23 protein-coding genes are annotated in these 25359 nt (G+C 46.5%); 14 read left to right on the forward strand and 9 right to left on the reverse strand.

What is annotated here, in order from left to right; all coding sequences use genetic code 11:
- The first annotated feature begins 46 nt into the window (after positions 1–46).
- Positions 47–2053 carry a ribonuclease catalytic domain-containing protein gene (locus UWK_RS16950; RefSeq protein WP_015405617.1) on the forward strand — a complete coding sequence of 669 codons (2007 nt, stop codon included), beginning with the start codon at positions 47–49 and terminating at the stop codon, positions 2051–2053.
- A 12-nt stretch (positions 2054–2065) separates the two neighbouring features.
- Entirely contained in the window at positions 2066–2263 is a 198-nt protein-coding gene (locus UWK_RS16955; protein WP_015405618.1) for a hypothetical protein, read from the forward strand.
- Between the two features lie 5 nt (positions 2264–2268).
- On the opposite strand, the gene rfbC is transcribed toward UWK_RS16955, so the two are convergent.
- A complete protein-coding gene (rfbC, locus tag UWK_RS16960) occupies positions 2269–2814 on the reverse strand; it encodes a dTDP-4-dehydrorhamnose 3,5-epimerase (RefSeq protein WP_015405619.1) in 546 nt (181 codons plus the stop codon).
- Between the two features lie 3 nt (positions 2815–2817).
- Positions 2818–3888: a dTDP-glucose 4,6-dehydratase gene (gene rfbB / locus UWK_RS16965; RefSeq protein WP_015405620.1), complete on the reverse strand. Its 1071-nt coding sequence runs from the start codon at positions 3886–3888 to the stop codon at positions 2818–2820.
- A gap of 150 nt (positions 3889–4038) precedes the next feature.
- Between rfbB and UWK_RS16970 the strand changes: the two genes are divergently transcribed.
- Positions 4039–5628, forward strand: coding sequence for a peptide chain release factor 3 (locus tag UWK_RS16970; RefSeq protein WP_015405621.1), 1590 nt, complete (start codon positions 4039–4041; stop codon positions 5626–5628).
- Between the two features lie 91 nt (positions 5629–5719).
- Here the strand turns inward: UWK_RS16970 and UWK_RS16975 are convergent, their stop codons facing one another.
- The 4 genes from UWK_RS16975 to UWK_RS16990 form a co-directional block, all read right to left on the reverse strand.
- Positions 5720–6013, reverse strand: a complete 294-nt coding sequence (locus UWK_RS16975; protein ID WP_015405622.1) for a DUF134 domain-containing protein — start codon at positions 6011–6013, stop codon at positions 5720–5722.
- 131 nt (positions 6014–6144) lie between these two features.
- On the reverse strand, positions 6145–6534 hold the full coding sequence (locus UWK_RS16980) for a NifB/NifX family molybdenum-iron cluster-binding protein (RefSeq protein WP_015405623.1): 390 nt from the start codon (positions 6532–6534) through the stop codon (positions 6145–6147).
- Between the two features lie 112 nt (positions 6535–6646).
- Positions 6647–7639, reverse strand: coding sequence for an arsenic resistance protein (locus UWK_RS16985; RefSeq protein WP_015405624.1), 993 nt, complete (start codon positions 7637–7639; stop codon positions 6647–6649).
- Positions 7640–7669: 30 nt separating this feature from the next.
- Positions 7670–8086 (reverse strand): DUF302 domain-containing protein, encoded by a 417-nt coding sequence (locus UWK_RS16990; protein WP_015405625.1) that lies wholly within the window; start codon positions 8084–8086, stop codon positions 7670–7672.
- A gap of 332 nt (positions 8087–8418) precedes the next feature.
- Here UWK_RS16990 and UWK_RS16995 point away from each other — a divergent pair, with 332 nt between their 5' ends.
- The 5 genes from UWK_RS16995 to UWK_RS17015 are packed head-to-tail and all read left to right on the forward strand — an operon-like array spanning position 8419 to position 14116.
- Positions 8419–8958, forward strand: a complete 540-nt coding sequence (locus UWK_RS16995; RefSeq protein WP_167320766.1) for a DUF4390 domain-containing protein — start codon at positions 8419–8421, stop codon at positions 8956–8958.
- A gap of 22 nt (positions 8959–8980) precedes the next feature.
- Positions 8981–11272, forward strand: a complete 2292-nt coding sequence (locus UWK_RS17000; RefSeq protein WP_015405627.1) for a sensor histidine kinase — start codon at positions 8981–8983, stop codon at positions 11270–11272.
- A 49-nt stretch (positions 11273–11321) separates the two neighbouring features.
- A complete protein-coding gene (locus tag UWK_RS17005) occupies positions 11322–12695 on the forward strand; it encodes a sigma-54-dependent transcriptional regulator (RefSeq protein WP_015405628.1) in 1374 nt (457 codons plus the stop codon).
- Between the two features lie 10 nt (positions 12696–12705).
- Complete coding sequence (gene hemB / locus UWK_RS17010; protein ID WP_015405629.1) at positions 12706–13680, forward strand: porphobilinogen synthase; 975 nt, start codon at positions 12706–12708, stop codon at positions 13678–13680.
- A gap of 7 nt (positions 13681–13687) precedes the next feature.
- Complete coding sequence (locus tag UWK_RS17015; protein ID WP_015405630.1) at positions 13688–14116, forward strand: GatB/YqeY domain-containing protein; 429 nt, start codon at positions 13688–13690, stop codon at positions 14114–14116.
- On the opposite strand, the gene UWK_RS17020 is transcribed toward UWK_RS17015, so the two are convergent.
- The 3 genes from UWK_RS17020 to UWK_RS17030 form a co-directional block, all read right to left on the reverse strand.
- On the reverse strand, positions 14094–14480 hold the full coding sequence (locus tag UWK_RS17020; protein ID WP_015405631.1) for a VanZ family protein: 387 nt from the start codon (positions 14478–14480) through the stop codon (positions 14094–14096). The genes UWK_RS17015 and UWK_RS17020 overlap by 23 nt on opposite strands.
- A gap of 33 nt (positions 14481–14513) precedes the next feature.
- A complete protein-coding gene (locus UWK_RS17025) occupies positions 14514–15041 on the reverse strand; it encodes an SEC-C domain-containing protein (RefSeq protein ID WP_015405632.1) in 528 nt (175 codons plus the stop codon).
- A gap of 88 nt (positions 15042–15129) precedes the next feature.
- Positions 15130–17298 (reverse strand): adenosylcobalamin-dependent ribonucleoside-diphosphate reductase, encoded by a 2169-nt coding sequence (locus UWK_RS17030; RefSeq protein ID WP_015405633.1) that lies wholly within the window; start codon positions 17296–17298, stop codon positions 15130–15132.
- Positions 17299–17784: 486 nt separating this feature from the next.
- Between UWK_RS17030 and UWK_RS17035 the strand changes: the two genes are divergently transcribed.
- From UWK_RS17035 to UWK_RS17060, 6 genes are all read left to right on the forward strand, one after another.
- Positions 17785–19059 (forward strand): O-acetylhomoserine aminocarboxypropyltransferase/cysteine synthase family protein, encoded by a 1275-nt coding sequence (locus UWK_RS17035; RefSeq protein WP_015405634.1) that lies wholly within the window; start codon positions 17785–17787, stop codon positions 19057–19059.
- Positions 19056–20183, forward strand: coding sequence for a homoserine O-acetyltransferase MetX (metX, locus tag UWK_RS17040; protein ID WP_015405635.1), 1128 nt, complete (start codon positions 19056–19058; stop codon positions 20181–20183). Before UWK_RS17035 ends, metX begins: the two co-directional genes overlap by 4 nt.
- Positions 20164–20784: a methionine biosynthesis protein MetW gene (metW, locus tag UWK_RS17045; protein ID WP_015405636.1), complete on the forward strand. Its 621-nt coding sequence runs from the start codon at positions 20164–20166 to the stop codon at positions 20782–20784. The genes metX and metW overlap by 20 nt, the downstream gene beginning before the upstream one ends.
- A gap of 326 nt (positions 20785–21110) precedes the next feature.
- Positions 21111–21923, forward strand: coding sequence for a CbbQ/NirQ/NorQ/GpvN family protein (locus UWK_RS17050; protein WP_015405637.1), 813 nt, complete (start codon positions 21111–21113; stop codon positions 21921–21923).
- A 19-nt stretch (positions 21924–21942) separates the two neighbouring features.
- Entirely contained in the window at positions 21943–24228 is a 2286-nt protein-coding gene (locus UWK_RS17055) for a nitric oxide reductase activation protein NorD (RefSeq protein WP_015405638.1), read from the forward strand.
- A 152-nt stretch (positions 24229–24380) separates the two neighbouring features.
- Entirely contained in the window at positions 24381–25325 is a 945-nt protein-coding gene (locus tag UWK_RS17060; protein WP_015405639.1) for an Lcl C-terminal domain-containing protein, read from the forward strand.
- Positions 25326–25359: the final 34 nt, after the last annotated feature.

Here is a 25359-nt window from a genome sequence, read left to right on the forward strand (position 1 = left end):
AAAACATCTTCTTTTTTTCACCACTTGAACGAAAAGGCGACAACGCGTGGCAACAACAGGAAAACTCATAGAATATCTAGATGGAGGTAAGTTTTTCTGTGCCTATGTCATTGATGCTCAAGCTAAACGCCTAAGACTCATAAACCAGAATGGCAGAGAAATGAACCTACCTGCCTCCCGTATAGTTCACTGTTCAAAGAAAAATCACACAATTGAACTTCCCCGAGAAGAATTAACCAGACAGCTCCAGGAAACAGCCACGCTCCGGACACAACTCATGGAGAAGATCAATCTTGAGGAAATATGGGAACTTATTTCTGAAGAGCCCTCGGATACATTTTCGCCGGATTTTCTTGCTGAACTGAGTTTTGGTCAGGACGCTGATGACGATATTGTTTCTGCCTTTCTACGCACAATATTTATTGACAGGTTATATTTTAAATATAAAGAAGGCAAGGTCGTTGCCCATAGTCCAGAGCAAACAGAGCAACTGCTAAGGCAGCGTGACAAAGAGGAAAAACTTCAAACTCTTATCAGCATGGGTGCAGATTTTCTCCAACAGGTTCATAACAGTTCCCGGAAAAATCTCGTTATCGATGAAAATGGCAAAGAATGTTTTGCAATCATCCGTGATTTCTATCTTTCGGGCGCTGAATCCAAACATGCCGATATTGCCAGGAAAATCCTCAAAGCTGCCGGTTTCAACAGACCACACGACCCCTTTCATCTTCTGGTGAAAGCCGGAATCTGGGACGCCAACGAAAACATCCCTCTGCTTCGCAATGATCTACCGGTGGTATTTCCATTGCTTGGTATCCAGCAGGCTGAAATGCTGCTCCAGCAGGGAGTCGACAAACTTTTCCAGGATCCGGCACGAAAGGATTTCACCGACCTGAAACCCATCACCATAGATGGTTCCACCACACTGGATTTTGACGATGCCCTCACTGTTGAGGCACAGGATAATGGCAACGTCCTGGTTGGGGTGCACATCTCGGATGTTGCCCATTATGTACGCCCCGAAGATCCTCTCTTCCTGGAAGCAATGCAGCGCGGAACATCCATTTATTTCCCGGAGGGTCAGATTCCCATGCTTCCCCGCCATCTTTCCCAGGGAATTTGTAGTTTGATTCAAGGAGAGTTTCGGGCAGCAATGAGTTTTATGATCCTTCTCTCCGATGAAGCTGAAGTCCTCAGGATTCGGATCTACCCATCTATTATAAAAGTGGCAAGGCGCCTTACCTACGACGAAGCTGACACCATGATCAAAACCGATCCTGAGCTTGCCATACTCAACGACCTTCGCATTAAGTTGCGAAACAGGCGCCTCGATGCAGGGGCCCTGCTTCTCCCCTTTCCCGATGTGAATATTCATGTCCATGATGGCTCAAAAGTTCAGGTCAGCCTTGCCGACACTGACACTCCATCACGAACACTGGTATCTGAGATGATGATTCTTGCCAACACCCAGGCGGCCAGATATGTCGCCGACAGGATGGCGCCCGGATTATTCAGAGCTCAGAAACCACCACGAAGACGGGTTGTTTCAGGATTGGACAACGACCTTTTTCTCAATTCAATGCAACGAAAGATGTTGTCACGTGGCGAACTGCTGATCAATGCTCAGCCCCATAGCGGCCTGGGAGTCACTCAGTACACGACGATCACCTCCCCGATACGCAGACTTCTTGATCTGGTAATGCAGCACCAGCTCCACTCTTTGATACGACGTCAAGACATCCGCTTTACCGAGGAAATGTGCAAGGACTTCACCTCAGTCATTGGCCGAACGCTCGCCCGTGCCAATAGTGTACGGCAACAACGTCACCGCTACTGGTTACTGAAATACCTTGAGACAAAAAGAGAGCATCCCCTTACAGCCCTGACCCTTGAATCCGGGCCCAAACGAACATCCCTTCTACTCACGGATATTCTTCTGAACTTTGACATGCCAACTCCTGCCATCAATCGGCCCGAGCCTGGTCAACGGGTGCAGGTGAAAGTGCTTCGGGTTGACGCACTGGACAATACCCTCAACTTTGAATGGTGTTAGAATCAAAACCACATGATAGACACGAATAAGCTCTGGGAAATCCTTGGTGACATCGGAGAAGATGACATCCCCCATGTATTGACAAAACTGTTCACTATTTACGAGGAAATACTGGAACGCAACCCGGAAGATGCGGCTGCAAAGACATTTTTCAAACATCTTTCCCAGGCATTCACCCAGGTAGATGGCTGTAATTTAAACCGTCGCTAAAGAAATCAAATATAACATTCCGCCGTACTGAGACTCCCTCCATTTTTATCCTTTTCAGAAAGAAGAGGATCTCCATCCAGAGGCCAGTCAATCCCGATATCCGGATCATTCCAGGCAATACAGCGCTCATGTTCCGGAGCATAAAAATCAGTGGTCCGATACAGAAACTCAGCAACCTCGGAAAGTACAAGGAAACCGTGCCCAAAGCCTTCCGGAACCCATAGACTCTTCTTATTTTCGGCACTTAAATGTTCCCCTACCCATTGGCCAAATGTTGGAGAACTCTGCCGCAAATCAACTGCCACATCAAAAACCTCCCCGATAACAACTCGAACCAGTTTCCCCTGTGGCTGCTGTATCTGGTAATGAATACCGCGAAGCACATTTTTAGAAGATCGGGAATGATTGTCCTGGACAAACCGTGTCTGTATTCCGGTCAGTTCCTGCCATTTCCGTTCATTATAACTCTCGTAAAAAAAACCTCTGTCATCCCCAAAAACAGTCGGTTCCACCAGAAGTACATCGGGGATTGCAGTTGCAGTAATCTTCATAAATTAACCATACATCTTTTCATAATATTTCTGATAGGAACCATCAATCACGGAACTCACCCATTCCTGATTGTCAAGATACCAGTCCACGGTCTTCTCAACCCCCTCTTCAAAAGTAACCCTGGGTTCCCAACCTAACTGCTCCTTGATAAAAGAAGCATCGATGGCATAACGCCTGTCATGACCAGGCCTGTCCTTCACGAATGTAATCAGATTGCGACGCGGTTGCCCGGATTCCGGAAGTCCAATTTTCTTATCAAGAGTATCACAGATAAGTGTTACCACTTCAAGGTTCTGTTTTTCATTATTGCCACCTATATTATAGGATTGACCGTTCTTTCCCTTAACCAACACTTCCACTATTGCCTCACAATGGTCTTTCACATAGAGCCAGTCACGGACGTACTTCCCATCACCATATATGGGCAATGTTTTTCCAGTCATTGAATTGTGGAATACGAGGGGAATCAATTTTTCAGGGAATTGATAGGGGCCGTAGTTATTTGAACAGTTCGTTATCACTACCGGGAGGCCATAGGTGTGAAAATAGGCATTAACCAGATGATCCGATGAGGCCTTAGATGCTGAATAGGGAGAGCGCGGATCAAAGGGTGTGGCTTCGGTAAACATACCACTATCGCCAAGAGAACCATACACCTCATCGGTACTCACATGAAGAAAGCGAGGAGCATTAGCCTCCCACTTGCCTTCAAGCCATGTTTTTCGTGCGGCTTCAAGAAGAGAAAAAGTACCGACAATATTGGTCTGAATAAAGTCAGCAGGGCCTGTAATTGATCTATCCACATGGGATTCCGCTGCAAAATGCACCACACTATCAATCTGCTCTTCTGCAAACAACTCTTCCATGGCTTGCACATCACAGATATCAGCTTTAACAAATCGATACTGGTCACCTTCCTCTATACCTTTCAGGTTTTCAAGATTTCCTGCATAGGTAAGCTTATCCAGATTAACAACACGCCATTCTGGATAATACTCTAAAATGAGACGAACAAAATTTGCTCCGATAAATCCGCAACCACCAGTAACCAGAATTCTTCGACTTGTTTCCATACTTCACTCGTTTTTAGTTTTCTTTCCTGACAAAAACGCCTATGCTTCTCCCTTTGTACCGGAAGACGGATAGACTAATAAGCAAACACCTTCAGTATTCCGCCAGTTTTTTATACTACAAAACCATATAATTCCAACCAGATTCTTCCAATGAGCAAACAGCAGGAACAGGAAATAGCAAAAAGGCGCACCTTTGGCATTATCAGCCATCCGGATGCGGGAAAAACTACCCTCACAGAAAAACTCCTTCTCTATGGTGGTGCCATCAACATGGCGGGCGCTGTGAAATCCAGAAAAGCTGACCGTCATGCCACCAGCGACTGGATGGCCATTGAACAGGAACGAGGCATCTCCGTTACCACATCGGTGATGAAATTCACCTATGGCAACTACGAAGTAAATCTCCTTGACACCCCGGGCCACCAGGATTTCTCGGAAGATACCTATCGGGTTCTCACCGCAGTTGATTCTGCAATCATGGTAATTGATTCAGCCAAGGGCGTTGAAGCCCAGACGGAAAAGTTAATGGAGGTTTGCCGAATGCGCAACACACCCCTTATCACTTTTATCAACAAACTCGACAGAGAAGGAATGGAGCCTCTCGATATTCTGGCAGACATCGAAAATAAACTTCAGATTGAGTGTACGCCTATGTCCTGGCCCATTGGTATGGGCAAGACATTCAAAGGAGTATATAATATATACAAAAAACAGATCCATCTTTTTACTGCCGGCCAGGGAAACAGAGACCAGAATGGTATCACCATAGAATCACTGGATGATCCACGGCTTGACGAAATAATCGGCAGCCACGATGCTCAAAATCTCCGTGATGATATTGAACTTCTTGAAGGTGCTGCTAATCCGTTTGAATACGACCATTATCTGAGTGCCAGCCAGACCCCTGTTTTTTTTGGCTCTGCGGTTAACAACTTCGGCGTTCAGGAACTCCTCAATGCCTTTGTTGAGATGGCACCGCCCCCCAATGTACGGGCGGCTGCAAGCAGAGATGTATCACCCTTTGAAGAGGATTTTTCCGGCTTTGTTTTTAAGATCCAGGCAAATATGGATCCTGCCCACCGTGACCGTATCGCATTTTTCAGAATCTGCTCCGGGAAATTTGTCCGGGGAATGAAGGTCAAGCATCATCGACTTGGCAAAGACATCACCCTTTCCAACGCGACTATATTTATGGCACAGGACAGGGCCAATGTGGAAGAGGCGTGGCCTGGAGATATCATCGGACTCCACAATCACGGAACAATCAAGATCGGCGACACATTTACCCAGAAAGAACTCCTGAAATTTACCGGTATCCCGAACTTTGCTCCGGAGCATTTCCGCCGCATTATTCTCAAGAACCCGCTGAAGATGAAACAGCTTCAGAAGGGACTGCAACAGCTTGCCGAAGAGGGTGCCATCCAGGTTTTCCGCCCCCAGATAGGTGCCTCATATATCATGGGTGCAGTGGGTGTTCTTCAGTTTGAGGTTACTGTTGCCAGGCTGAAGAATGAGTATGGCGTGGAGGCGCTCTACGAACCCATTGACTTCCAGGCTGCCCGCTGGGTTGAATGTGCAGACAAGAAAAAACTGGCTGAATTTGAACAGAAGAACCAGGGAGCCCTAGCCACAGATGCGGAAGGATTCCTCACCTATCTGGCACAAAACGAATGGATGCTCAACTTCTTTATGGAAAAATGGCCCGAAGTGAAATTCCATAAGACCAGGGAAAATGTGTAACATCGCGCTACGCAGGTAACGGCTCCAGGTTTGCGGTCAAAAGGCCAGAAAATCGATCCTTTTTTCCGCAAACCCCATAATACCAATCGTGTTATTGGCCCTCGTCCTCATCAACGAAAATCAACGCCCTGCCCTCGGAAATTGCTTCAGCCGTCTTTCTCCTCGCGATGGTGATGATACGCTGGATAGTCCCACGAGACACACCCATCTTTATACCGGCTTCTTCCTGAGTCAGCCCCTCCCGATCACACAGTCGCAAAGCTTCCATTTCATCCCGGAAAAGTTCAATCTTATCGAGCTTTGACAACGGTGTTCCCGTGGGCTTAAAAGCACGGCCGCAAAAATTTCCTTCGCATTTTCTCAGTTTCTTTGGTCTTGGTGACATATCGTCTCTGTGGTGAGGCGGGAAAAAACCCTAAATAAAATGAAAAAAAAGGAAACAGCAGAAGCTATTTCTGCTGTTTCCTTGCAAGAGTATATGTTCCTTATACTCCATCATCCATGAAAAACAAGCCCTTAGTGATGACAGGCACTTCCGCCGCCACAGGCCTGATCAGCGTTCATCTTGGGAAGTTGTCCTGCGGAGAATTTCTCCATAACGGCAGCCGCATCTGGAATGGAATTACGATCTGCCCAGTATACATCAATCCCGACTTCAGCAAATCCCTGCATGGGCCTGGCGCCAATTCCACCCACAACGATCGCCTGCACACCTGCATCTCTCAGGAAATTAACAGGAACCATACAGCCACCCGCGCCATGATCCGGCACGGGTAGCATTTCCACTGAAGTAATTTTTTTATTATCATCCACTTCCACCAGGGTAAAGACATCACAATGTCCAAAATGGTCGGAACGGGAGGCTTCCATACCTCCTGGATTATTCGTTGGTATTGCTATACGCATAATGCGTTCTCCTTCAATCACCGGTATTTCCGGCTCAAATATTAATAAGAGTCTATACAAAACACCAATCGCTACTAAGGCGATTTTACCTACTACTCAACACCTGCTCAGTCTACTCTTCTTCCTTTCCTGCCGGGCCAAATATCTTTGGAACCAGTTTGATATACCATGCTGCTGATTGAATCTGTATAACATACGCCAGTGATATCAGAAGAGCAATGGTCATCCCCTGCTCCTTGAATGCAGTCATGGCAATTGCCAGAGCAATTGACAAATCTCTCATAACCACACCAAAAACCATGGCAATCGCATCACCTCTTTTGAAAAAGAATTTTCCAATAAGTGACAGTAAAATATAAGAAATAAGATAAAAGATAATCAGTGGAATAAGAATAGTCAGTATATCGCCTGGATTAGCTAATATATTTTTTGCCTTCAATGCCATTGCTGTGAAGGCAATCATGGAAACACCCAGGGCAGAAAAGGGTGGAAACATCGGCTTGTAAGTCTCCATCCAGGCCTTCTTCCCGTGTTTTCTAACCAGATAATTCTGGGTAAGCAGACCGGCAATCATGGGAACAAAGACAAAGATACAGATCTGCTGGAACATATGCAGCATATCCACATCCACCGTAGCACCCATAAAAATTTTCGTATACACCGGGGCAGCTAGAGAGCCGATAATAAGACCAAACACCAGCATCTTAGTGGCTGCTTCCTTGTTTCCTTTAGCAAAACCCGTCCACGAAATTGTCATTCCTGAGGCCGGAAGCACTCCTATAAGAAACAGTCCCACAGCCCATAAGCCAAATTTCTCATCGGCACCTGCAAAAAAGATTTTTCCTATGACAAACACAATGATAGGGACAAAGATAAAATTGATTATCTGAGTCACCACCTGCAATTTTAAATCCCCACCCTTAAATATGGTTTTTGTGTTCAGAGTAGCCATCATAGGGTAGATCATGATGAAAGTAATCGGGATAATAAACTGCTTGAGAGGTTTAGCATCAAAAAGATACCCGCCGCCGATAACTCCAAGTATCATGGCAACCGGGATCACGTAGACAAGGTTCTTCTGTAATAATTTCAGCATTTTCATCATTTCATTTTCTCCAGAGAAAAGGTTACCTTCCTATTTAACCTCATCAATCATGGAACGAATTTTGACGAAAGTCTGTCCTACAGATTCGGAGAATTTTGGATCGTCAAGTACAAAGGCAGCAATATCATCTGCAGAATAACTTAAGTAACGCACCTGAGTCTTTCCATCTTTCGAAAAAACCATTACGAATTTAGGCATAAATATCGCTCGCTCAGGATTCATAGTGAGACTGCCGTCAGCCTTTGTTGGCTTGCAAACCTGCATCATATGGAGATCAAATTCATCGGGTACCGTTCCCCCATGCGCCCGAAATGTTTCTTTCATGTTCATGGTATCGTAATTATTGACAACAAAATCATTTTTTTTAACTACCTCGGCGAAATCTGCCACAAACTGAGCCACACTTTTCTCACTTTCCACACAATACAGATCTTCATTACGGTTCATACTGTCCTCCTTTGAAGGAAATACATCTTCTATATTTTTCCGCTATCCTCCATAGATAGCAGGGTTTATCTCTCAAACACACTAATGAACATATGCACAAGATAGTGCCACCCCCTTATCCTGTCAAGATAAATCAACAGGAATAGATTTTAGGTTACATAAATATTAAATTAAGAGTATTCTGTTACCCTATTCCGTTACCAAAACACCGGAATGTAACACAGAGCAGGGCAGGAGAAAGTTTTGCTTTTTCTCTGATTTGCTGATATTCTCATACCTATCTTACACCCATCATCCATATGTTTCGTCCATTGTTCCGTATCATACTTCTTTTGTTACTTACATTATTCACAGGGATCGGCGTCCAAGCTGAATCCACTCCAAAGGCACAGTTCAAAGATATCACAATCACTACCTCCAAAACACATCTGCTCCTCTTTGGTACAATAACAAACAGTCATCGAACCGAACTTGAACAGGCTCTTCACAGCGGGATTCCCATGCAGTTTACATTTTTTATCGAACTGCTTCGTATCAGAGAGAACTGGCCCGACGAAGAGCTTGTATCAATGGAGTTTAACCATACCCTTAAGTACGATACCCTCAAAGAAGAATATCAACTGGAACAGGGAGAGCAGAAGAACAGAAAATTCACCTACAAAAGCCTTGATGAGGCTATGCGGGCAATGAACGATATAAACGGACTCAGAGTTATCCGGCTCTCAAAGCTTTCCCCTGACAATTCCTATGAATTACGTATCAAGGCTGAGTTATTCAAAAAAACGCTTCCGATGAATCTTCACTACCTGATTCCCTTTATTTCCATGTGGGACCTGGAAACAGACTGGTTTACTATCGAGTTCACCTACTAAGCGATGCTCCCGAACACCATCCATGGATAAATCAACTCAGGACATGAAAGGGCAGTTCGACTTCCAGGATTCCGGAAAGCCAGAACTCACTAGAGCCCAGAGGCTGAAGAAAAAGCGGTTGATCAGACGGGTGATTTTCATTTGCCTCTGCCTTATTCCCCTTTTTATCTGGCTGGAAAGCTCGCTCTTAAATGCCGACATAACCCTTCCAGTCTCCAGTGACATCCTTATATTTGGGGTAATAAATCTCAATGTTATCCTTGTTCTTCTTATGCTCTTCCTCGTTCTTCGAAACCTGGCAGAACTGTTCTTTGAGAGCAGAGAGAACATCCTTGGTTCTAAATTAAAGAGCAAGCTGGTTATATCCTTTATCTCTCTTTCCCTTATACCCACGATTCTTCTCTTCTTTATTTCTCTCCAGTTTGTTTCCACCAGTATGGATTACTGGTTCAACTCCAATATAGAAATCTCACTGCAAAATTCCCTTGACCTCGCAAAATCCTATATTAACGAAACAAAGGATGAGGTGGATATTTTAGGGGCAGCTGTGGAAAAAAACATCCTCCAGATGCATGCAAAAGACGCTGGTCCCATCGAACTTGAAAAAAACCTCGAAATCCTTCTAAAGGCCTACGATACCAGAAACTCACTGAGTTTTTCACTTATCACCGATCAGCGCAATAAGATCTTCACAGTGTCTTCCCCTCTGCTCAGCGCTCAGAAGATACCGCCTGTTCTACAGGCAACACTTGATCGCGTTATTATGAATCAAGAGCGCGAACTTGTAACTCAGGACTCACCAGCCGGTGATCTTATACGCCGTATCAATCATATCCACTACAGCTGGGCGCCCACCGAAGAAGTTTTTCTTGTAACAACCCTGCTCATTAAAAAAGAACAGCTTGATCGGCTGAATTACATATCCAAAGGAATCGAAGATTACCGACAGTTAAAATATCTCAAACAACCCTTTAAATTCTGGTTATTGATTGTTCTTCTGATCGTTACCCTGCTCATCATTTTCTCAGCTATCTGGTTTGGGCTCTATATCGCCAAAAGTATCACCGGCCCACTCGATAAGGTGGCTATGGCAACGAGAAGAGTTGCTGATGGCGATTTGGACTTTGTTTTAGAGAAAGAATCCAATGACGAAATGGGCCTGCTGGTGGATTCTTTCAATACCATGACCTCAAACCTCAACGCCAGCAATGCAAAGCTTGCCGATGCTCACAACGCGCTACAAAAAAGCTCCATGGAGTCTGATGACAGAAGACGATACACTGAAATCATTCTACAGAATGTTGAGGCCGGAGTTATCTCTCTTGACGAGGAAGGTCGCATTACAACCATCAATCGTTTTGCAGAAAAACTCCTGAACATCTCCGCTGATTTCTTTCTCGGGCGAAAATTCTCTCAGGTCCTTCCACCCGAGCATGCAGCCATCATCGAGGAATTTATTGCAGAGTTGACCATCACCGGCAAGCCATCAGTTCGTGAACATCTGAAAATATCCATTTTAAAGGAAAACTTTTCACTACTGGTAACCTTTACCCGCCTTGAAAATGAAGAAGGGAAAGCCCTTGGCTTTGTTCTCGTCTTTGCCAATCTAACTGAGCTCGAGAAAATGCAGCGCATGGCCGCCTGGCGTGAAGTAGCACGTCGCATTGCTCACGAAATCAAAAATCCTCTCACCCCCATTCAGCTCTCAGCCCAGCGATTACGCAGACGCTACCCTGAAATTCTCATGGAAGATAATTCTATTTTCGACCAGTGCACAAATACCATTATCAAACAGGTCGACGAAATCAAACTCCTGGTCAGTGAGTTCTCACAATTTGCCAGAATGCCTAAAATCAATCGTGCTCCTGCTGATATCACCACAATGATTAATGAGACCCTTTTTCTCTACAAACAGGCCCATGGGGATATCACCTTTACTGTCACATGCAAAGATACCATACCAATATTCAGTTTTGATACCGAACAGTTGAAACGCTGCTTTATCAACCTCTTTGACAATGCTGTTGCAGTTTTGCCAGAGGGCGGTATAGTCGATACTGTTCTGTCTCTCGGCAACGATGGAGAATCTGTGTTCATTCAGGTCTGTGACTCAGGCCCAGGTATCGACGAACATGAAAAACTTAAACTTTTTGAACCCTATTTCTCCACAAAAAAAACGGGTACAGGACTGGGACTTGCTATTGTTTCCACTATAATATCAGACCATAGTGGCTATATAAGGGTGCAGAACAACAGTCCCCATGGCACCATATTCACTATTGAGTTACCCCTGGGAATTAAAAGACAGGTATAGAGCCTGAGGACTGAAGGGCTAAAGCCGATATACAGGTACTCTTTTTTTTATGGCTAAACGAATTCTTATCATTGATGATGAAGCCTCCATTCGGGAAACCCTCTCGGATATTCTTGAAGATGAGGGCTTCACGCCCATCTGTGCCGCATCTGCTGAAGAAGGTATCGCTATTCTTGAGGAAGAAAACATTGACCTCATTCTTCTCGATATCTGGCTTGGTGATAACATGGATGGCCTTACCGCCCTTGAAAACATAAAGGCTAGTCATTCGCTGCCTGTGATAATGATATCCGGTCACGGTACCATTGAAACAGCTGTCCAGGCCACCCGTAAAGGTGCTTTTGATTTTGTCGAAAAGCCACTTTCCTATGACAAAATCATCCTTGCCATTTCCAATGGATTACGCTTTTCCCAGCTGGAAAAAGATAACCAGATCCTCCGCGATAAGACTAGCAGGGTAGTCAAACTCACAGGACACTCCAGCCTTATCAACGCCCTGCGTCTCCAGATTGAGCGAGTAGCCCCAACGGATGCCTGGGTTCTTATTCGGGGAGATCATGGCACCGGCAAGGAATTGGTGGCTCAGGCAATCCATCGTCACTCCAGGATGGCTGATCATCCCATGATTGAGGTGAACTGCGCTGCTATCCCCGAGGAACTCATAGAATCCGAGCTTTTTGGACACGAAAAAGGATCCTTTACCGGTGCCCACATTTCAAAACGAGGTAAGTTTGACCAGGCAGACGGAGGAATTTTATTTCTTGATGAAATTGGTGACATGAGCCTCAAGACACAGGCTAAAATCCTGCGAATTCTCCAGGAACAAAAATTCGAACGTGTTGGTGGTCATAAAACCATCTCTGTCAACGTCCGCGTCCTTGCTGCTACAAACAAAAACCTCGAAGAAGAAATCGAACGGGGAAATTTCCGGGCAGATCTTTTCTGGAGACTCAACGTTGTGCCAATCACCGTACCTGCACTTCGTAACCGTCTGGCAGATATCCCCTTCCTCGTTGAAGATCTGATGAAAGGGTTAGTGAACCGTGGCCTCGGCCATAAGAAGTTCTCCGATGATGCCATCAAGGTCATGATGCAGCACTCCTGGCCTGGAAACGTCCGGGAACTTCGCAATTTTGTGGAACGCATGGCTATCATGTGCCCTGCCGACACTATCGGTGCCGACGACATAGCCCTCTTTCTCAACCCAACCATGACCGCCCCTGCCACATCATCTGACAACACCGAAGCCATGGTCCCCTATGGTATCACGAACTTTAAGGAAGCCAAAAGGTACTTCGAAAAAGAATACTTACAGCAGAAGTTAAATCAAAACGATGGCAACATTTCACAGACAGCCGAACAGGTTGGCATGGAACGGAGCCATCTTCACAAAAAACTAAAATCACTTCAAATTTCAAGTTAGGAGTAACAGAATGGTCTTTCCTGAATACCGTCCCCGTCGTCTTCGCAAAAACGAATCCCTACGTTCCCTGATTCGTGAAACGCACCTCTCTCCTGCCCAGTTCGTCTATCCTGTCTTTATTGCACCCGGAAAAAACAAAAGGGAAGAAATTCCATCCATGCCTGGTGTCTTTCGCCTGAGCGTCGATCAGCTCCAAAAAGAAGCCCGGGAATGTATGGATCTTGGAGTCAACTCCATGATTCTCTTCGGACTCCCGGAAAAGAAAGATGCCATGGGAAGCGGTGCCCATGCAAAAGACGGTATCATTCAGCGCGGGATCAAAGAATTGAAAAACAAGGCTCCTGAGCTCACTGTTATTACCGATGTCTGTCTCTGTGAATACACGGACCACGGTCATTGCGGATGCCTGATCGGCGATACAGTTGACAACGATGCCACTCTTGAGATTCTGGCAAAAACAGCACTCTCACACGCACAGGCAGGTGCAGACATGGTTGCGCCTTCTGATATGATGGACGGTCGCGTTGCAGAAATACGGGCTGCCCTTGACGAACATAACTATGAGATGATTCCGATCATGTCATATGCCGTCAAATATGCTTCATCGTTCTACGGACCGTTTCGCGATGCCGCCGACTGCGCGCCTCAGTTCGGAGACCGCAGGAGCTACCAGATGGATCCGGCAAATGTCAGGGAAGCTCTGCGTGAAGCCACCCTGGATGTGGACGAAGGTGCTGATATTCTAATGGTAAAACCAGCAGTTGCCTATCTTGACATTATCAGTCGCTTAAAGGATGAGTTTGACCTCCCCATCGCTGCCTATCACGTGAGTGGCGAATACGCCATGATCAAAGCTGCCGCCGAAAGAGGATGGATCGATGGTGATAAAGTGATGGCTGAGACACTCCTCTCTATTAAACGGGCCGGAGCTGATATCATTTTGACTTACTTTGCCAAGGATATGGCCAGATTATTACAGGGATAAAAAAAATATGAATATTCAGGAATTACGAAAAACGATGATGCTGGCCAAGAAAAACGACCCTGAGAAGTCCACTGTTCTTGGCATGCTCCTCGATGCCGCTCAAAAACTGGCCAAAGCCGATGGAAACAGGCAAGCCGAGGAGAAGGATATCCTTGCGGCAGCAAAAAGAGAACTCAAAATGGCTCATCAGTCCATTGATGCCGGTATCGATGTCGGTAACACCGTCGCTATCCTCGAAGTTTTTATCCCCAGGACCAAGGGCGTTGAAGAGACTCAATCCATCGTCGATGCACTCATTGCAAAGCTGCCGGAGAAAAATCCGAAACTCATGGGGCAGGTGATGGGAAAGCTGAAAAAAGAATATGGTGATGAACTCGATATGGGAATAACATCCCAAATGGTAAAAAATGGTCTTATGGGGACTGAAAACGGCTGAGCAAGCCATTTTGAAAGGAAAGTATTTTTTGCTGCAACGCTGGATTTACTAGCCAGACCAGGCTCGAACACAAAGCACCTGCTGTGTCTGCAAGCAGATCGTAGATACTCACGTCTCGAAAAGCAATAAACGATTGATGGAATTCATCACTGATTCCATAGAAGAGACAAAAGAGAACGGCGACCAATGCATTCCGGACGGGATTTTTCAGTCCTTTGTCTCCATAGAACCACAAGACTGTAAGGGCCAGCACTCCATATGCTGTCATATGAGCCAACTTATCAGCTCCTGGAAAGGTTGGCAGCTGGAGCGTATCACCACTCTGATGAGAGAGAAAAAAAATAGTCCCCATGATTATGACCATGGGGACTGTTCGTACTGCGAATTTCAACAAGATCTATCGGGTGGAAGGGACATGGTCTTCCGGGTTGACATGAACCTGCTCAAGCACTTCACTTGGAAATCTTTTTTTAATGCGCTTGATGGAGGCCCGGATCTCTTTCACAGGGTAACCAGCCATCACACTCTTTGTTCTGTCACGGTAGGCAGTGAGTTCAAATTCCTTGTTACTAAGGTCAAAGGTGTGGCTCCAGTTGATCTCAATGGTATCCGAGTTTTCATCAATTGGAATTTCAAGTGGTTCACCAGCCCTTGCAAGCTGTACTGCGTCGGAGTCGGTTATTTCGAGTAACCAGGCATCTCCCTCAACGGTTGCTAAAAGAATAAAAACACCAAGTTCCTTAATCTTCTGTCTCTTTTCCGCCGCCACCTGGACAATTCCATCAATCTCATTCAGCAGTGAGATCTTAAACGCTGCTTCCGGATTTTTCTGAACCATTCCAGCCTGCTTCTTTGGTAAGCAGCAGTGCTTAAATTTCTTTCCACTGCCACAGGGACACTGTTCATTTCTACCTATCTTTCCCATTACATATCAACCTATCGATGGCATCGTTAAAAGTTTTCAACTAAGCAATCTGCATTTTTGTCTGTTTCAAAGCAATCCTTAAAAAGGATTAGCTGCACTTACTATACCCACAATCATGACACGTCTCACAACCTTCTTCAAAAATCAACTGCCCTGAACATTCGGGGCAGGTGGAAGCAAATCCATGCTGAGTCCCTGCCATAAATGATTTGAACAACTTACTCAACTGAGCAGGAAGGTCAAGCATATGTCCACTTGAACGATCCAATTGCTTAATAATTTCAGAGGCCGGAATATTGAAACGAAGTGCCAGGGAAACCAGACGGCAGGTGGTTGTCCACATGGTCGACTTGTCTTTCAGATCCACGCGGTTATCGAAAGGAAATTTGGCAAAAACTTCCATGGGCTGTTCATTTTCATCGAAGCAGACAATGATATACACGGACTTCTGATCCTGATCCTTCACCCGATAACGCTTGGCACTTAACGTATCCGGAAGTATCTTCTTCGCCCCGGTTGTTGACACCAGAGCCGTCTTCTCTGCCGGCGCACTTTCCTTGGTGTTCAAGACCTGTTGATCCCTTGATCCGTCACGATATACGGTAAGCCCCTTACAACCGAGCTTATACCCCATGATATAGGAAAGTTCCACCTCTTCACGGGTCGCACTATTGGGTAGATTAATAGTCTTGGAAATTGAAGAATCCACACCATTTTTCTGAAGAATTCCCTGCATCTGAATATGATCTTCAGGTGAGACATCCTGAGCGGTACGAAACACTTCCTGCCAATGCACAGGAATTTCATCATGGCCGATAACTGTCCCGGAGTCGGCAACCTTTGCCATCAGTTTTTCAGAATAGAAGCCTTCTCTTCTCGCGACCTGTTCAAAGTGCTTGTTAACAAGGATCAACCTGTCTCCATCCATCACATTTTTTATCATGACGATGGAGAAATAGGGCTCACAGCCGGATGCACAATCTGCAATCATGGAGACAGTGCCGGTTGGCTGAATTGAAGTAAGTGCAGCATTCCTTCTGGCAGGATATTTATTCAGTTTTGCATCATAGGCAGGAAATGCTCCCTTCTCAACAGCCAGTTCCACGGAACGTTCTTCTGCCTTTTCACGCACATAGCTCATTATTTCTGCAGCCTGAGCTCTCCCCTCTTCGCTTCCATAGGGCAGTCCAAGCTGAATCAGGAGATCGTGCAGTCCCATAATCCCCATACCAATCTTCCGGGTCTTGAGTGTCATTTCCTCAATTTCAGGAATAGGAAATCGATTACAGTCAATCACATTATCAAGAAAAGAGGTGGCAACCCGAACAACCTGCCCCATTCGTTTATAATCAACCTTGCCATTCTTAACGAAATTACTGAGATTCAGGGATCCTAAATTACAGGATTCATAGGGAAGTAACCACTGCTCGCCACAGGGGTTGGTTGCTTCAAAATCCCCAAGCTGCGGTGTCATGTTATCTCTATTAGCAGCATCGATAAAGAGGACACCCGGCTCACCGTTATGCCATGCAAGATCGATGATTTTCTCAAAAACTGCCTTTGCATCGAGGGTTTCGCTAACCTCTCCCGTGGAAGGTTCAATCAGGGCATATTCCGTCCCCTCTTCCACTGCTTTCATAAAGTCATCGGTAATGGCCACACTGAAATTAAAGTTATTAAACTTATCCTGATTTTCCTTGGCACTGATAAAATCCATAATATCAGGGTGATCAATACGAAGAACGCCCATATTCGCACCGCGGCGTTTACCGCCCTGCTTGATGGTTTCGGTTGCTGCGTCAAAAACAGCAGCAAAAGAGAGGGGGCCTGAAGCCACTCCCTGGGTTGAGCGAACAGAGGCATTTCTTGAACGAAGCCTGGAGAAGGAATACCCGGTTCCGCCACCTGTCTTATGCACAAGTGCCCCATTGCGAATGGCCGTAAATATTCCATCCATGGAGTCTTCTATCGGCAGAACAAAACAGGCAGAGAGCTGACCTATATCGGTTCCAGCATTCATGAGACATGGAGAGTTAGGGAGAAAATCAAGATGATACATCATTCGAAAATAGGATTCGCGCAAGGCCTCAAACTGTTTACTCTCCTTATCCACCTCAGCTACCGCATTGCTCACCCTCTTACATAGTGTCTCCCAGGTTTCAACGACCTCTCCGGTTCTGTCTTTCAAATAGTAACGTCTTGCAAGGACGGTTTCTGCGGTCTTGGTCAATACCTGTTTCGTGAGATCAGGGGTCATATTTTCCTCATTTGAATAAAAAATAGGGTATCAATGGCTGAAAAGGCTGCTAATAACTAACAGAAATAAGGGCTGTTTTCTCCCATCATTATTTGAACGGGTTATATACCATACTTGTGGTGCCATGCAAGAACAATCTACAACATGTAGTGGAAAACACCACTATGATAGTTTAGGGAATTCTTTAACTTAAAGAAAAATCGAACTATTCGGAACCCCCCTCCATTTTAATTTTTTTCTGCCAATAAATCTTCTGGCCTCAAGCAACCACAACGTGGTACCATGCCCGTGTTCTGTTGAAGATCGACACAATTCATGTGCAGTTTTCCAGATACATGATACTCTTCTCATAAAGTTTGCTGCTTGCCACTAATCCTCAGCCTACCCGCCTGAGAAGGAGTTGTTTCGTGTTGATTATATGGGCATCTGCAGCCTGGACGGCCGCAGCAGAGATCAGGTAAAGTTTACCCACACCGGAGGAAATATATGAAATTTGAAACGGCAGCACTGCATAGTGGACGCAAGGTTGATACTGACACCCTTTCCTGCGGAACCCCGATTTATCGTACCGCTTCCTATCTCTTCAAAGATACCGAGCATGCCGCAAACCTTTTTGCCCTTAAAGAACCTGGCAACATTTACACCAGAATCGGCAATCCCACCCAGGCCGTTCTTGAGGAGCGGATGGCCGCCCTCGAAGGAGGGGCTGCCTCTCTTGCCCTGGCCTCAGGGACTTCCGCAATTTTTTACTCTATTATCAACATCTGTCAGTCCGGTGATGAAGTTGTAGCAGCCAACAATCTCTATGGCGGCACCTATTCCCAGTTTGATTCCATCCTTCCACAGCTTGGAATCAAGGTAACACTTATTGACCCAAAGGATCCCGAAAACTTTAGAAGAGCAATTAACGAAAAAACCAGAGTCCTCTACTGTGAGACCATTGGCAACCCCGGACTCACCATGACTGATATTGAAGCAGTTGCAAAGATTGGCCAGGAGTACAATCTGCCCCTTATCGTCGATGCAACCTTTACTCCACCCTGCCTCCTGCGTCCCATCGATTATGGTGCCGATATTGTCATCCATTCCCTCACCAAATGGATCGGGGGCCATGGCACTGTAATAGGCGGTATTGTCACAGATGCCGGGAAATTCGACTGGACGGATCCCAAATTCACCCTCTTTAACGAACCCGATGCATCCTATCACGGACTTCGTTATGGTCACGATCTTGGAGAAATGAATCCCGTTGCCTTTGCCCTGCGCATGCGTCTGGTTCCTCTGCGCAATCTGGGAGCGTGTATTTCCCCTGACAACTGCTGGTCTGTGCTGCAGGGAATCGAGACCTTGAGTCTTCGTATGGAACGCCATTCTGAAAATGGAATAGCCGTTGCCGAATTTTTGAAAAATCATGACAAGGTGGACTGGGTCAATTATCCGGGACTTACCGATAGTGAAAATTATACCACGGCCAGTCATTACCTTAAAAATGGCTTTGGCGGCATGGTCACCTTTGGCATCAAAGGAGAAGTTGGCGCAGGAAAGCAGTTTATCGAATCCCTGAAACTGTTCTCCCATCTGGCAAATGTCGGTGATGCAAAATCCCTTGCCATCCATCCCGCCTCCACCACCCACTCCCAACTCTCCAAAGAACAGCTTGAGGCATCGGGAATTTCATCCGCCATGATCCGCTTGTCCATCGGCATTGAACATATCGATGATATTATCGCCGATCTTAACCAGGCCCTGGAGAAGAGTTGAAGGTAAGCAAAGAAACATTCAGTTATGAGGTGACGGAAGATTCCCAGCTCTTAGACAGTGGGATACGTTTAAGCCCCATCACCATTGCCTATGAAACCCTGGGTGAACTCAACGAGGCCAGAGACAACGCAATTCTTATCTGTCATGCCTTTTCAGGAGATTCTCATGTGGCAGGCTTTTATGAGGATGATCCACAGGAAAGTAATCCAGGCTGGTGGAACTTCATGGTTGGACCAGGCAAAGGAATCAATACGGACAAATACTTTATTGTCTGCTGCAATATCCTGGGCAGTTGTATGGGGTCCACAGGCCCCTCATCCATAAATCCGAAAACCGGAAAGCCCTATGGGCTCGATTTTCCGATGGTCACCATAGGGGATATGGTAGTCTCTCAAAAACAGGTTCTTGATCACCTTGGAATAACGCGTCTTCATTCCGTTATCGGGGGATCGGTCGGTGGAATGCAGGTTCTTGAGTGGTGTGTACGTTACCCGGAGATGGTCAAATCAGCCATCCCTATTGCGACCACCATGCGTCACTCCGCGCTGGCAATTGCCTTCAATGAAGTGGCACGGCAGGCCATCATGGTCGATCCCAACTGGAATAAAGGAGATTATTACCAGAATCCGGGACCTGACCTGGGACTTGCCGTGGCCCGTATGATTGGACACGTAACCTACCTGTCTGATGAGGCCATGCGGAGAAAGTTTGGACGAAAGCGTCAGGATAACAAAGACTTTTCCTTTAATTTTGAAGCAAATTTCCAGGTGGAGAGCTATCTCCGCTACCAGGGCTCAAAATTTGCTGCCCGCTTTGACGCAAATTCCGTCCTCTATATCAGTAAAGCCGCTGACTATTTTGATCTTGCAGACAAGATCAACACCAGGGAAAGTCTTCAGGATCTACAGGGCAGTCATTCGAAATTTCTGGTCATTTCCTACACCTCCGACTGGCTCTACCCCACCTATCAGGCCAAGGAGCTGGTTCAGGCACTGAAACGCACCGGCCAGGATGTCAGTTTCTGTGAAATTGAAGCCGATTGCGGCCACGATGCCTTTCTTATCAAGGACAGCAGACTCACCAATCTTTTAGAAGGATTTCTCGATGGCATTGAACCCTCCTGAACAACTCCGCTTCGATCTCTCCATTATCGCTTCCTGGATCAAACCAGGGGCCCGGGTACTTGACCTAGGCTGCGGCCGTGGAGATCTGCTGGCCTGGCTTACACAGCACAAAAATATCCAGGGAACCGGGATTGAACAGAACAAGGAAAAGGCTGCCGCCTGTATTGGTCGTGGCCTGAGTGTTCTGCAGGGCGACCTGAGGGATGAAGTACAGGACTACCCCGACGGCTGTTTTGACGTGGTTATTCTCAGCCAGACCCTGCAGCAGGTGTATCAACCGGATGAACTCCTGAAATCACTGGCAAGAATCGGTAAACAGGTGATCGTGAGCTTCCCGAACTTCAGCCACTTTTCCATCCGCATGCAAATTCTCTTCAAAGGGCAGGCCCCGAAAAGCAATGAACTCCCGTATTCCTGGTACGACACTCCGAATATCCGGGTTATCACCCTTGCTGACTTCCGAAAATTTTCAAAAGAAGTGGGCTACACTATTGTCAAGGAATGTGCCATCAATACCCATGACCAGGAAAGACACGGTAAAATAGTTTCCATCTTTTCCAATCTCCGCGCCACCTATGGTCTGTTTCTTATCGAAACCTGATTACCATCGAAACTCAACTTTGCAACCCCGAGTTTTTTCGTGTCGATTATATGGGACGCCATAAACCCATCCCTGGGGGCTCTACTGCGGCCATCCAGGCCGCAGATGCCCATATAATCAACACGAAAAAACTCCTCCTCAGACGGGTAGACTGAGGATTAGTGGTAATCAGGTATCGAAAAGACTGAACCTGATATCAAATAGCCGACACCATTGTTTTTCCCTCTCCACTTAATAATAATTCTTGACGATTCCACCCATGGTGAACATCTTGTAGGTAAATCTCTGCAAAGGCAGTTTACCCTTACCTGAATCAATGGACTCTCATGAAAGCAACAGAACAGCGATTGGAAGAACATCTCATACTGGAAAAGCCCTACTACCTCGCGGCTGGCAAGGAGGTTGAAATTGCCCTGGCTGCTCATAAAAATGGCCTCCCCCTCCTCTTGAAAGGCCCGACCGGCTGCGGAAAAACCAGATTCATGCAATTTCTGGCCTGGAAACTGAAGCTCCCTCTTATCACCGTTTCCTGCCACGATGACCTTTCAACCAGTGACCTTGTTGGCCGCTTTCTTATTCGTTCGGGAGAGGCGGTATGGACCGATGGCCCCCTGACTCTGGCGGTGCGGGCAGGCGCAATCTGCTACCTGGATGAAATTGTAGAGGCCAGAAAAGATACCACGGTGGTTATTCATCCCCTCGCTGATGACCGCCGCGAACTCCCCGTTGAGAAACTCGGGGAACTCCTCAGCGCTCCTCCTGAATTCATGATCAGCGTCTCCTACAACCCTGGATATCAGAGCGTGCTGAAGGATCTGAAGCCCTCAACACGGCAACGCTTTGTTGCCATTTCCTTTGACTACCCAGAACCTGACACAGAAGCTGAAATTGTCGCAATCGAGGGTGGTATCGACAGAAAGCTTGCGCTTTCCCTGGTAAAACTGGCCGGAATGACACGAAGCCTCAAAGAATCTGGGCTGGCGGAAGGTGCATCCACACGGCTCCTTATCCAGACGGGACAGCTGGTTCGTGATGGAATAGACATTCACACAGCCTGCCGTGCCGCACTTATTGAACCACTCAGCGATGACCCGGAGCTCCTTGCTGCCCTGGAGGAAATGGTAAGCTCAATATTCTGATGGATTTATAGACACCAGTATGAAACTCGCACTGCTCACAGAACGCTTTTACGATCTTGTTGCTCCTGATATCCCAAATGAATGGGACGTTGAAGAAGTGCTTGATCCTCTGGTAGATGAGACAGATTCTGTCTGTGAAGCAATCCTTGGCCACATACCGATCATCTGGCCTGTTTCCCACTCGCTCTGTTTTGATTTTCTTCGCCTGCTTCCAGATACCTTGAAACACCTGGATCTGGAGCAGATCCCTCGATGGATCGGAATCACCCTTGATCATTATGAAACCGATGGACTCCGTGCAGCCCAGCGTTTTATGCAGGATGACATTGAAACCTACCTCTCGAAACTTTCCGGAACCGGAGGCCTCAGTCTTGTTTCCGTTGAGAAAAAGCTTCTCCCTTACATTCGAGGCATAGCACGAGACGAATTGAATATTTGTGGTTGCAGACAGATTTACACCGACACTGCATCCATCTTTATCCCGGATGAACTCAACGTTTTCAGCGAACATACCGATAATTTCCTTCTTTACAAACTTATAGTCACCTTTCAATGGGGATTCATAGCCTGTAGAAGTTTCGTAAACTGCCCTCCTCCAAACCACGTTCATCAGGGAAACGAAGAGGACACGCTCTGGCTCCGATCATTTATTGAGTCTTTCAAGGAACCTCTACTCGCCCGGGACATTTACCACACCCTGGAATCCATACGAGTACGTGTTTTTCTCGAACAGGAATTTCCAGGACTTGTCCGTGCCGCAGGAAAACATATTTTCCCACACCTCCAAGCTGACAGCACCCACTCGCTGAGCGATCTGCAGCGGTTGCTCATTGCTAATAAAGGCCAATTAGATAAGCACCTAGGCATTATTATAGGTGAACCAGAAGCCAATAACTATATTCACGGACACGCTTCTGCATGCGACTCGGTGCAACTCACCACAAAACTCTATCCCCTCTTCAATACAAACTCCGTTGAGGAGTATACGCCCATTTTGGCCTTCCCTTTCCAGGGCGTTTTGAGATTGCGTGCCGTAGACTCCGCCTGCAGGGTTCGTGAACACAAAATGGGTGAACAGTTTGCCGATATGATGGCAGCACATCTCCTTTCCCTTTCCAAAAAAGAACTGAACAGAATCTTCAAGGAAGACAAACTGGACAGTGGTGAGAAAGGGCTTGCCGAATCAGATATCAGTATGATCATGGACAGTGAATTTGCCCAGACTGTCGACCGGGAAAAAGAGGCACCCCTGCTGGTCACTATTAATAACGAAGAAGTGCAGATGCCAGAGGAACTTGAGAGCTTCTCAAAAAGTTTCTTCGATGAATTTGGACACCTTCCTGTACAATTTTTGTCAGCCGCCGCCGGAAAGGCAGGACAGGAGATGCTTGAACACAGCGTTACCGGTCAGAATGAAGCGATGTCACCATCCGCTGATGCCCTGCTCTACGATGAGTGGGATTACCGGAGGCAGGGCTACAGAAAGAACTGGTGTTCTCTGCACCTGAAAAATCTGAAACCCATTCACTCTTCCTTTATCCAAAACACCCTTAACACCTATCATGGACTCACCATTCGCCTGCGGCATCAGTTCGAGATGATGCGGAGCCAGGAACGCTTCGTCAAACGCCAGCGGGAAGGAGACGATATTGATTTTGATGCCTTAGTCGAGTCTATTTCCGATTCCAGTGCAGGAATTTCTTCCTCGGACCGCCTGTTCATCCGTCTGAAACGTGACGAACGTGACATCGCTGTTCTCTTTCTGGTGGACATGTCCAACTCCACGGCCGGATGGGTCAATAACGCCCTGAAGGAATCCCTGGTTCTTATGGCGGAAGCCATGGAAGTGCTGGGGGACCGTTACGGAATATACGGTTTTTCGGGAATGCGTAGATCACGCTGCGAGCTCTACCATGTAAAACATCTTACAGAACCCTATGGCGATGCAGTCAAGGAACGCATCGGCTCAATTGCCCCAAGCGAATATACGAGAATGGGGCCACCCATTCGCCATGCCACCAGCCTGCTCAAGGAAATCGATGCCAAGGTGCGCCTTATTATCACCCTGACAGACGGCAAGCCCGAGGACTATGATGATTACAAGGGTGAGTACGCCATAGAGGACACCCGTCATGCACTCCTTGAGGCCAAGGCTGCAGACATCCACCCCTTCTGTATCACCATTGATCATCATGCCAGGGATTATATGCAGCACATGTATGGCCCCGCCAACTATATATTTATCGATAATGTGAGAAAACTCCCTCTCAGGATGCCAGAGATTTATCGCGTACTAACCAGTTAATCTGCTTATATTGTTTCTACTCTGCGGAATGCAGTTGACAACTATTCTTACAATGATAAGCTTTTAGGCAAGCTTGTTATTGCCAGTTTTTTCCGTACCATCAATACAAGTACCGAAGAATTCTCTCCATTGCACTACAAGAGGCCTGCTCTATGTTTACCCGACTACAATTAAGTGACTCCACTGCTGCCAATGTTGAATGGGACATGACTCCTGATCTTGCCTTTTGTACATTTTCAGCAAAGGGATTACGCGATGACTTGAGCAACAGTGACGAACGGGTCTGTTATTTTTTTGTTGATAACTATGGAGAACTACCAAGACTCTACCTGATGGAACGAGGAACGCGCTTTGTCAATATTCTTGCTGAGGTTAAAGCTCCCATAGAGATGCTGAATGACGCTATTATCAGCCATGGCAGTGCCCTCTCTTCCAAAGACAATTTCCCCGTTGACGCAGCATTAAAGGCATGGTTGATCAGCGAAGTCGTGGAACGGGAAAACAGTCCTTTTCTTTTCCCAACGCTTCAGCAGAGCACAGAGCGTGAAGATTTTGGAGTTCCACTTCCTGTCGCTGGAGAAGGCGGGTTCCAAGGACCACGACGATCCCTCCCTCAAGAGCAATGCACTCTTTCTGAAAATCAACTGGAGCAAATCATCACTCAGTGGAACTTTTACGACACTCTCCTGAACCCTCTTGGAGAATTCACCAACGCACTGACGGACAGTGGCGATGGGCTCACTGTCATCGATGAGGCAACAGGAATCATGTGGCAGCGATCCGGTCTGGATCTTTCTTCAATCCGTAAAATGACACGTGATATTGAAGAACTCAACAAAAAGAGCTTTGCCGGATATCACGACTGGCGGTTTCCCACTGTGGAAGAGGCAATGTCACTTATGGAGACCAGTCCAAATGCCAAGGGTCTCTATCTCCATTCCTGTTTTTCCAAAGAACAGCCCTTTATTTTTGTTGCCGCAAAACGTTCCCCTACGGGCTACTGGTTTGTGGATTATAAACAGGGAAAGGTGTACTGGTCGTCAGGTACTGTTCCCGGAGGATTCGCCAGGTTATGCAGAAATGGTGCGAAACGTTGATAATCAGGAACTTGTGTATACTTTCACCCCTGAC

Source organism: Desulfocapsa sulfexigens DSM 10523, assembly GCF_000341395.1.
Classification (GTDB): domain Bacteria; phylum Desulfobacterota; class Desulfobulbia; order Desulfobulbales; family Desulfocapsaceae; genus Desulfocapsa; species Desulfocapsa sulfexigens.

Excerpts from the sequence above, each read along its gene's own strand:
- UWK_RS17000 (WP_015405627.1), top strand. The coding sequence starts at position 8,981 with ATGGATAAATCAACTCAGGACATGAAAGGGCAGTTCGACTTCCAGGAT.
- UWK_RS17050 (WP_015405637.1), top strand. The coding sequence starts at position 21,111 with ATGAAAGCAACAGAACAGCGATTGGAAGAACATCTCATACTGGAAAAG.
- UWK_RS17030 (WP_015405633.1), bottom strand. The coding sequence starts at position 17,298 with ATGACCCCTGATCTCACGAAACAGGTATTGACCAAGACCGCAGAAACC.
- UWK_RS16970 (WP_015405621.1), top strand. The coding sequence starts at position 4,039 with ATGAGCAAACAGCAGGAACAGGAAATAGCAAAAAGGCGCACCTTTGGC.
- UWK_RS16975 (WP_015405622.1), bottom strand. The coding sequence starts at position 6,013 with ATGTCACCAAGACCAAAGAAACTGAGAAAATGCGAAGGAAATTTTTGC.
- UWK_RS17020 (WP_015405631.1), bottom strand. The coding sequence starts at position 14,480 with ATGGTCATAATCATGGGGACTATTTTTTTTCTCTCTCATCAGAGTGGT.
- UWK_RS17015 (WP_015405630.1), top strand. The coding sequence starts at position 13,688 with ATGAATATTCAGGAATTACGAAAAACGATGATGCTGGCCAAGAAAAAC.
- metW (WP_015405636.1), top strand. The coding sequence starts at position 20,164 with ATGGCATTGAACCCTCCTGAACAACTCCGCTTCGATCTCTCCATTATC.
- rfbB (WP_015405620.1), bottom strand. The coding sequence starts at position 3,888 with ATGGAAACAAGTCGAAGAATTCTGGTTACTGGTGGTTGCGGATTTATC.
- UWK_RS17060 (WP_015405639.1), top strand. The coding sequence starts at position 24,381 with ATGTTTACCCGACTACAATTAAGTGACTCCACTGCTGCCAATGTTGAA.
- hemB (WP_015405629.1), top strand. The coding sequence starts at position 12,706 with ATGGTCTTTCCTGAATACCGTCCCCGTCGTCTTCGCAAAAACGAATCC.
- UWK_RS17035 (WP_015405634.1), top strand. The coding sequence starts at position 17,785 with ATGAAATTTGAAACGGCAGCACTGCATAGTGGACGCAAGGTTGATACT.
- UWK_RS16985 (WP_015405624.1), bottom strand. The coding sequence starts at position 7,639 with ATGATGAAAATGCTGAAATTATTACAGAAGAACCTTGTCTACGTGATC.
- UWK_RS16955 (WP_015405618.1), top strand. The coding sequence starts at position 2,066 with ATGATAGACACGAATAAGCTCTGGGAAATCCTTGGTGACATCGGAGAA.
- UWK_RS17025 (WP_015405632.1), bottom strand. The coding sequence starts at position 15,041 with ATGGGAAAGATAGGTAGAAATGAACAGTGTCCCTGTGGCAGTGGAAAG.
- UWK_RS16980 (WP_015405623.1), bottom strand. The coding sequence starts at position 6,534 with ATGCGTATAGCAATACCAACGAATAATCCAGGAGGTATGGAAGCCTCC.
- UWK_RS17055 (WP_015405638.1), top strand. The coding sequence starts at position 21,943 with ATGAAACTCGCACTGCTCACAGAACGCTTTTACGATCTTGTTGCTCCT.
- rfbC (WP_015405619.1), bottom strand. The coding sequence starts at position 2,814 with ATGAAGATTACTGCAACTGCAATCCCCGATGTACTTCTGGTGGAACCG.
- UWK_RS17005 (WP_015405628.1), top strand. The coding sequence starts at position 11,322 with ATGGCTAAACGAATTCTTATCATTGATGATGAAGCCTCCATTCGGGAA.
- UWK_RS16990 (WP_015405625.1), bottom strand. The coding sequence starts at position 8,086 with ATGAACCGTAATGAAGATCTGTATTGTGTGGAAAGTGAGAAAAGTGTG.